Annotated in this window: 7 protein-coding genes and 1 pseudogene; 3 read left to right on the top strand and 5 right to left on the bottom strand. The window is 53.8% G+C overall.

Annotated features, from left to right (window positions below; genetic code table 11):
- The 3 genes and pseudogenes from ACTVDO_RS12220 to ACTVDO_RS12210 all read left to right on the top strand — a co-directional run.
- Nucleotides 1–186 (top strand): hypothetical protein (locus tag ACTVDO_RS12220; protein ID WP_442901616.1); only part of this gene is annotated, 186 nt, incomplete at its 5' end.
- A gap of 220 nt (nt 187–406) precedes the next feature.
- Entirely contained in the window at nt 407–733 is a 327-nt protein-coding gene (locus ACTVDO_RS12215) for a transposase (RefSeq protein WP_020958609.1), read from the top strand.
- A pseudogene (locus ACTVDO_RS12210) lies at nt 712–1,602 on the top strand (IS3 family transposase); the annotation flags it as partial. The gene ACTVDO_RS12215 and the pseudogene ACTVDO_RS12210, both read left to right, overlap by 22 nt.
- A 633-nt stretch (nt 1,603–2,235) precedes the next feature.
- Here ACTVDO_RS12210 and ACTVDO_RS12205 read toward each other — a convergent pair.
- From ACTVDO_RS12205 to hutP, 5 genes are all read right to left on the bottom strand, one after another.
- Nucleotides 2,236–3,168: a D-2-hydroxyacid dehydrogenase gene (locus ACTVDO_RS12205; RefSeq protein ID WP_020958606.1), complete on the bottom strand. Its 933-nt coding sequence runs from the start codon at nt 3,166–3,168 to the stop codon at nt 2,236–2,238.
- A gap of 24 nt (nt 3,169–3,192) precedes the next feature.
- Nucleotides 3,193–3,879 carry a TerC family protein gene (locus ACTVDO_RS12200; RefSeq protein ID WP_020958605.1) on the bottom strand — a complete coding sequence of 229 codons (687 nt, stop codon included), beginning with the start codon at nt 3,877–3,879 and terminating at the stop codon, nt 3,193–3,195.
- A gap of 318 nt (nt 3,880–4,197) precedes the next feature.
- Entirely contained in the window at nt 4,198–5,460 is a 1,263-nt protein-coding gene (locus tag ACTVDO_RS12195) for a glycoside hydrolase family 18 protein (RefSeq protein WP_020958604.1), read from the bottom strand.
- Nucleotides 5,461–5,560: 100 nt separating this feature from the next.
- Nucleotides 5,561–7,069, bottom strand: coding sequence for a histidine ammonia-lyase (hutH, locus tag ACTVDO_RS12190; protein WP_442901615.1), 1,509 nt, complete (start codon nt 7,067–7,069; stop codon nt 5,561–5,563).
- A 100-nt stretch (nt 7,070–7,169) separates the two neighbouring features.
- On the bottom strand, nt 7,170–7,619 hold the full coding sequence (gene hutP, locus ACTVDO_RS12185; RefSeq protein ID WP_442901614.1) for a hut operon transcriptional regulator HutP: 450 nt from the start codon (nt 7,617–7,619) through the stop codon (nt 7,170–7,172).
- Between the last annotated feature and the right edge of the window lie 161 nt (nt 7,620–7,780).

Below are 7,780 nucleotides of genomic sequence, written 5' to 3'. Positions count from 1 at the left end.
AACACCGCCAAAGGTAAAATTCGGTCATGGCAAGGGCGGCTTTCCTATGCCCTCTTTTTTGTCCCCGTCGCCCTTGACGACTCTTTCTCACCTTTGGCGGGTGTTGGTCAAGGGCGAATCCGGCTCCCAGGATGCCTCGCGATGCTCCATGGGATGGCCTGTGTGGAGTTTTCATCAAACTTTTGACGCTACCCAAATATTTTCCTATTCAACCTCATTATACCTCCATTTTCTCTCTCTTTCACCGCCAACTTGTGTCGGAACCCCGCCATTTTTTTGTCGGATACCGACACGAAATGGCGGACTTCAAAAAGAAAACGCCCTCACCGATCTGATATTATCCCTCTAGTGTAGACAGTTGGGAAAATGCCCATACTGTCAGTAAAAACACTGGAGGGATTTGTTTATGTTCGAGACCAAGCAAACACCGAAAGGGAAGACCACTTATTCCGTGGAGTTTAAATGGAGGGCTGTCCAGATGTACATCGAGGAAGGATGGGGATATAAGCGGATATGCCAAGAGTTAGGGATTCCCTGCACGAAAACGATCAGACTTTGGGTAAAACGTTACCATGAACATGGTCGAAAAGGGCTCGAAGAACGGCGCGGGACATCCAGGTCTCCATTCAAGGGAAGGCCTCGAAAAAAAGAGTGCAGTTTAGAGGAAGAGAATCGAAGACTGAAAGCAGAGAATGATTATTTAAAAAAGTTACGAGAGCTGGCAAGGAGGTGAAACCGAAAGAGCGGTTCTCGATCATTCAGGAGTTATCCAACACCTATCCGATTGCCTGGCTATGTCAACTGGCCGGTGTGTCAAGAAGTGGATACTATCGATGGGTAAACCGGCAGGGAATCGTCACAGAGAAGCAAAAGGAAAATGAACAAATCAAACAAATGATCCTCGAATGCCATCAAAAGGTCAACGGGATCTATGGATACTACCGCGTGAAGGCATGGATAAAACGAAATGATGGGAAGACCGTGAATCATAAGCGAGTATACCGACTGATGAAAGAGTTGGGGGTTCAGGACAAAATCCGTCGAAAAAAGCCGAAGTATAAAGCGGGAAAGGAGAATATCGTAGCGTCGAACGTGTTAAACCGTGATTTTGTGGCCACTGCAGCCAACCAAAAATGGGTGACGGATATTACCTATGTGCCATTTCAAGGAACCTATTTGTATCTGTCTGTTATTAAAGATTTGTACAACAATGAAATCATTGCGTATCGCATCAGTCGTTCGAATGACTTAAAATTGGTAATCGAAACGGTCAAGGATGCCATCAAAAAACGGGATGCGCGAGGAGTCCTTCTCCATAGCGATCAAGGCTCCCAGTACACATCCCGCCAGTACCATCAACTGCTGAAGGCTCATCATATCATTCCTAGTATGTCCAGAAGAGGGAACTGTTTAGACAATGCCTGCATGGAAAATTTTTTCGGACATTTGAAATCGGAAATGATGGACCTTCCCACCTTTGAAACGGAAGAGGAAATGATCGAGGCGATCGATCAGTACATGTATTTTTATAATTACGAACGGTGCCAGAAAAAACTAGACTACCTCAGCCCAGTGGAATACCGAATTGCCCAAGCAGCCTAGCAGACGAACGGCTGAGAATGTCTCCTTCTTCAGCTTGCCAACGATGAAGTGGAATGAAGGAGACGTTGTCAAGTGCTTTCCTTGACAACGTTTCCTCATTCCACTATCCTAACAAGCAGCTGAAGAAGGTGGGTATTTTTCACACTGTCTACTTGACAGGGATATGTTCAATCCGATGAAGGCGTTCGCAACATATGAAACTTTGGAATGAACCCTAATTGTTTTGCTTTTTCCACGGCTTCCACCCTCGAAGATACATACAGATTTTAGGAACGTGCGGTAGATGTCACCCTACACTTCGCTGGCTCGCGTGATGTTTTTTTGCAATGTCTTTATTGCATGAACAAATTTGGCAACTTTCGTTAGGTTGTGCCGCTCCAGCCTGAGTGTGATCGTGGGCATGGCTTCGCCCCCTTTTCTTTTGAGATTCCACACTAAAGAGAAAAATGGCGGCTCGAAGCTATCCTCTTAAGGGATTGCCGAGCAACGCCGTCGTTCATCCCTCGATTGAAACCGTGGGCTTTCAGATGGCTTTTTTTGTGAATTTCAACAGGATTTCTAACATTCCTTCTTCCTTTCACAATGATGCCATAGAAAAAAGGCGTCCCATTGTTTCTGAGACACCTTTTTCCTTCAATATTGCCGGCTCACATCGACCGCATTGGCAAGCGGTTCGCCGGCTTCGATGCAGCGGAGCGTGTCCAGCATGCTGCGGGCGGCGTCCTCTGGCGATGTGAGCGCCGCGATATGCGGGGTGATGATGGCGTTTGGATGAGTCCATAGCGGCGAGTGCGGCGGAAGCGGCTCTTCTTCAAACACATCAAGCACCGCGAGGCGGACGTTTCGATTTTCGAGCGCGCCGACAAGCGCCGTCTCCTCGACCGTCGCACCGCGGCCGACGTTGATAAAGCCGGCGTTGTGCAGACAGGCAAAAAACGTCTCGTCAAAGAGATGATATGTTTCCTCGGTGAGCGGAAGAGCCGCGATCACCCAATCGGCGCGGGCAAGCGCTTCCCCCGCCTCTTCAGGGCGATAAACGGCCGAAAACGGCGGCGACGTCCGGCCGCTTCGCGATACGCCGACCGGGGAAACCCCAAACAGCCGAAGCGTTTCCGCAATGCGCCGGCCGATTTCGCCTGTCCCGTAAATGACAACCCGCTGTTCGCCAAGCCGCTTCGGAGCGATTGGCTTCCATTGCCGCTGCTCTTGATACCATGCATACACGTCATGGCACTGAACGTCGCGCAGCAAATAGCTCAAGCAATATTCGGCGATCTGCTCGCCGAACGAACCGACCGTCCGCGTCAACAGCACGTCCTTCTTCCATTCCCGCTTCCACAAAAACGCGTCAACGCCCGCGCCGAGGGAATGCACCCAGCGGAGCGAGGCAAGCGAAAACGGCCCGGCCGGCCGGAAGCCGACGTACGCATCCGCCCAGGCGAAATCATTGTCCGTCAATTCTTCTTCCGCAACAAAGCGAAACGCCTTATCGGGCCGCTTGTCCGGGAGAAGGGCGGCAAGCTCGGCATAAAGCCTTCCTGTCACAAGAATGCGTCGGATGTCCATGACGTCAAACCACCCCTCAACCGTTCAAATCAATGTACCTTCCTCACGCTCAGCTCTTTTATTCGTGATATAGCCGGCCGCCAATACCACGATTGTCACGCCGGCGGCAACCACATAAACGAACGGGCCGTAAGAAAGATGAAGCCAATGAAGCACCCCTTCATCCCCTGCGATCATCTTCCCGGCCGTCCACGCCAAAATGCCCGAGCCGACATACGCGATCCAACGGTGTTTCTCCATGACGCGCACGATCGCTTTGGAACCGAAAATCATGATCGGGATGCTGATGGCGACCCCAAGCGCCAACATGCCAAGATGCCCTTCGGCCGCACCGGCGACAGCAACGACATTGTCCAAGCTCATGACCGCATCGGCGACAACAATCGTCATGATGGCTTTCAACAACCGGTCTGCCGCTTGGACATGGGCCTCCTCCTCCCGGTCAACGAGCACTTTATAGGCGATCCACACAAGCAGCAGCCCTCCGGCGAAGTGAACGAACGGAATGTTGAGCAAAAAGACAATCACAGCTGCAAACAAAATGCGCAACAACACTGCCCCGGCTGTTCCCCAAAAGATTGCCTTGTTTTGCTGGTCTTTTGGCAGCCGCCGCGTCGCCATCGCGATGACAACCGCATTATCCCCCGACAAAATGATATCAATCGCAATAATTTTCCATAGCGCCAACAGCGCCGCGGCCGAAATCGTCAACAGCAGCCACCCTTTCCCGTTTTTTCTCTCTTTCTCATCTTACCGCAAATCCGAATGGGGGACAACTTTAGGAGGATGGCGAAAAATGACGGATTTCGCCGCATCCATTTCGTTTAGTTGGCAAAGAGGCGCCGATTTTCCCATATCCCCCGACCTTCGTCATCCTTTCGGGACTTCGCTAAAAAAGTGAAGGAAGCAAACCATCTTCCTTGACGGTTGCTTCCTTGCCCCGGCGGAATGCGCCGAAAAACGAAGTCTCATTCATTTTATACTTTTGTAACGCGCGGCATTTGCCAGCACGATCTGCCGCCATAGCATTCAAACTTTGCGAATGGTGAAAAACTTTCGCAACAACCACGGACCCGGCGCAAATCCTAACGTCAGCTGCCAAGCGCCGACACCGGCCAGCCCAAACTGGCGGGCTAACGTCAGCTTTGCCCCCATGCTTCGAACATCCTCAAACCAGACTTCATGAGTGTTGCCTAACTCGTCCGTATAGCGAAAAAACGGGGATTCATCCGCAAGCGAATATTGGACAGGCGTCTGGTAGCGCATCGCTGTCAAAATCGCCTCTTGGTTCGAACGCGCCGTCGCGAGTGTCCCGGGACGATAAGGGATTATCCAATCGTATCCATACAGCGGGAGACCGAGCAAAATTTTTTGTCTTGGTACACGTTCGACAGCAAACTGCACTGCGGCCCTCACCCCGCCGATTGGCGCCACCGGGCCGGGTTCACTCGCCAAATGGTGCCAGTCATACGCCATAATAAACATATAATCGACAACCGCGCCAATGCCGCCGTAATCGTATCCTCGCAACCACGGGATATTCTCGCTCGTTTTCGCCGGGACAGCGATCGTAACAACATATCCAGCCGGCTTGAGACGGTCGCGCAGCTGGCGCAAAAAGCCGGTAAACAAGTCGCGGTCTTCGCCGCGAATTTGTTCAAAATCGATATTCACTCCGCCATATCCTTTTTGCGATACTAAATAAAAAATGTTCTCCACAAGATTCGCCCTCGCCTCGGGATTGTTCAGCACCGCACCCGCAAGCGCCGGGCTGAACCCCTCCGCTGTCAAGTTCGTCACGGCAGCAAGCGGCGTCACCCGATTGCGCCACGCCTCCTCAATGGCGGCGGCATCGTTCAATTCGTTGACAATATCGCCGTTGGGGGCAAAATGGTACTCAAAAAGCGTTATATAGGACGAATATGGGGCAAAATCGCGGACAACCGCCCTATCGGCGCTCGGTTCACGGACGACGTAATACCCTAACGTTGTCGCCAAGTAGGAAGAAATATCAGGAATCGTGATCGTCATTCCCGGGCGCAGCGCATTTGGGTTCACTCCAGGATTGGCAGCCCGCAGCTGCTCTACGGTGACAAACGACCGCCGGGCGATCGCAGTCAGCGTGTCCCCAGGCTGCACCGTATACGTATAAAGCGGAAGCAAAAGCGCCTGCCCCGGGACGATATTCGCCGTCGTCAACCCATTCACAAGCTGAAGATTTTCGGCCGGATAGCCGTAGCGGCGGCCAATTGAAAACAACGTATCCCCCGGCCGGACGGTATGGCTAAACATGTGCATCCCTCCGTAGTTCGTGCGGCTAAAGGAATCCCAACCGGTACCACTATATGTTATGAATCGATGAATGCACATTGTCCCGCCGCGTTTGTCTTTTTTACTCCTTTATCCTACGGCCGGAGCAAGTCGCCCTGTTTTTCAACCAAGCGTCCGCCGCTTCTATGTCGGCGGAAAACATACGGTCGGCCGCGATCGACGGAACGAGGCGGCGCGCCTCTTGGTAAAATCGCCTTGTTGATGGCGCCATGCGCTCGATGCCGCGCCGTTCCACCGCCTGCAAAGCGCAAATGAGCTCAATCGCCAGCACCTTTCTTGCGTTTTGCACGATCATGTACGCATGGCGGGCGGCCGTCGTTCCCATGCTGACGTGGTCTTCCTGGTTGGCCGATGACGGGATCGAATCGACACTGGCCGGGTGGGCGAGCGTCTTGTTTTCCGATACGAGCGAAGCAGCGGCATATTGCATGATCATCGCTCCTGACTGCAAGCCGGGCTCCGGGCTTAAAAACGGCGGCAACCCTTCATTCAGCTGCGGATTGACGAGCCGTTCGATGCGGCGCTCACTGATGTTGGCCAGTTCCGCCGCCGCAATTTTCAGCAAATCCATGGCGAACGCCACCGGCTGGCCGTGAAAGTTGCCGCCGGAGAGCACCGCCCCGTCGGCAAAAATGAGCGGATTGTCGGTCGCCGCATTCATTTCGATTTCCAACGTTTCGTTCACATAGCGAAGCGCCCTGAGCGACGCCCCGTGCACTTGCGGAATGCAGCGGATCGAGTACGCATCTTGCACGCGCCGCTCCCCTTGCCTTGTTGCAAGCTGGCTGCCGGCGAGGTAGCGGCGCATTCGTTCCGCCACCTCGGCCTGCTCCGGAAACCCGCGCGCTTCATGAATGCGCGCGTCAAATGCATCGATAATGCCGTACAGCGCTTCGATTGTCATCGACGCGATCCATTCGCTGTCATACGCAAGCTGTTGGGCTTCCAAGCAGGCGAGCGCCCCGACCGCTGTCATCGCCTGCGTGCCGTTAATAAGCGCCAACCCTTCTTTTTCTCGAAGGAAAAGCGGCGGGATCCCCGCCTGTGAAAGCGCTTGGGCGGCAGGCAGCCGCCGTCCTTGGTACATCACATCTCCTTCGCCGACCAACGCCAACGCCAAATGGGCAAGCGGCGCCAAATCGCCGCTCGCGCCGAGGGACCCTTGCTGCGGCACGATCGGGTGGATGCCGGCGTTCAAAAACGAGAGCAGCTGCTCAATGACCGCTGGACGCACGCCCGAATACCCTTTTAACAACGCGTTGGCCCGCAAGAGAAGCATCGCCCGCACCACCTCTTCGGCAAACAGCGCGCCGACCGCGCAGGCGTGCGAGCGGAGAAGATTCATTTGCAGCTGCTCGAGGCTGCTTCCATCAATGCGCACATCAGCGAGCTTGCCAAAACCCGTATTCACGCCATAAATCGTCCGGCCGCTGGCGATCGCCTCCTCTACAACGGCCCTGCTTTGCCGGACTCGCTGCATGCTCTCTTCAGCCGCCGCCACCGGCTCGAACTGATAGACGACGCGTCTCACTTCATCAAGCGTCAACGTCTGGCCTGTTAATACGACCATCTCTTCCATCCCCCTTCGGTCATGTTGGACAAACAAAAAGAGGCGGCCCGCCATATGGCGGCGTTCGCCTCCTCATCACTCCTTGCTCTAGGCATGGTTCCTATATATGGTTGATTCCGAGCCCGACCGCCTCATGCTCGAGCCCGCGCACCGGAGCGCCGATCGTTCCGTACAAGGCGACGGCAATCCATTCCCCTTCTTTCGGCTGTTCATACGGCATGCCGCGCACAACGGCGAAACGAAGGCCGGCGGTTCTCAACAAATCTCCCAGCTCTACCTGCCCTCTCGTCACGCCGTGGACCGCCTCTAAAATCGCATGATACAAAGCGTGCATGTCGCGGTACAAGCTGCCGTCGACCACCCCGTGCCGCTTCGCCGCCGTCTCGACCGCCGCGACGATTTTTTGCGGCTCCATCGCCCCGACCCGCCCTTGGCAATAGCGCCATGAAAGCGCCTCAAGCTGGCTCAGGACCGGGCCTTCCTCCCCCTCGTCCAGCATCGCCAGCAAAAGCGCCTGCCGGCCGATGCGCACCGACTTTTCTTCCCTCATTTTCTTTCCCTCATTGACTCTTTTTTTCTATTGTATGCCGGCAAGAAAAGAGGAGTCAACCATTTTTTCCATATTTTAGTACATTAACTCGTTATCAGAACAAAACACAAAACATGATTTACATTTTATATTTGTGATATCATGAAAATATCAATCCAATA

It is taken from the genome of Geobacillus sp. BK01 (genome assembly GCF_052220245.1).
GTDB lineage: Bacteria > Bacillota > Bacilli > Bacillales > Anoxybacillaceae > Geobacillus.
This window is presented reverse-complemented; position numbering and strand designations above follow the sequence as displayed.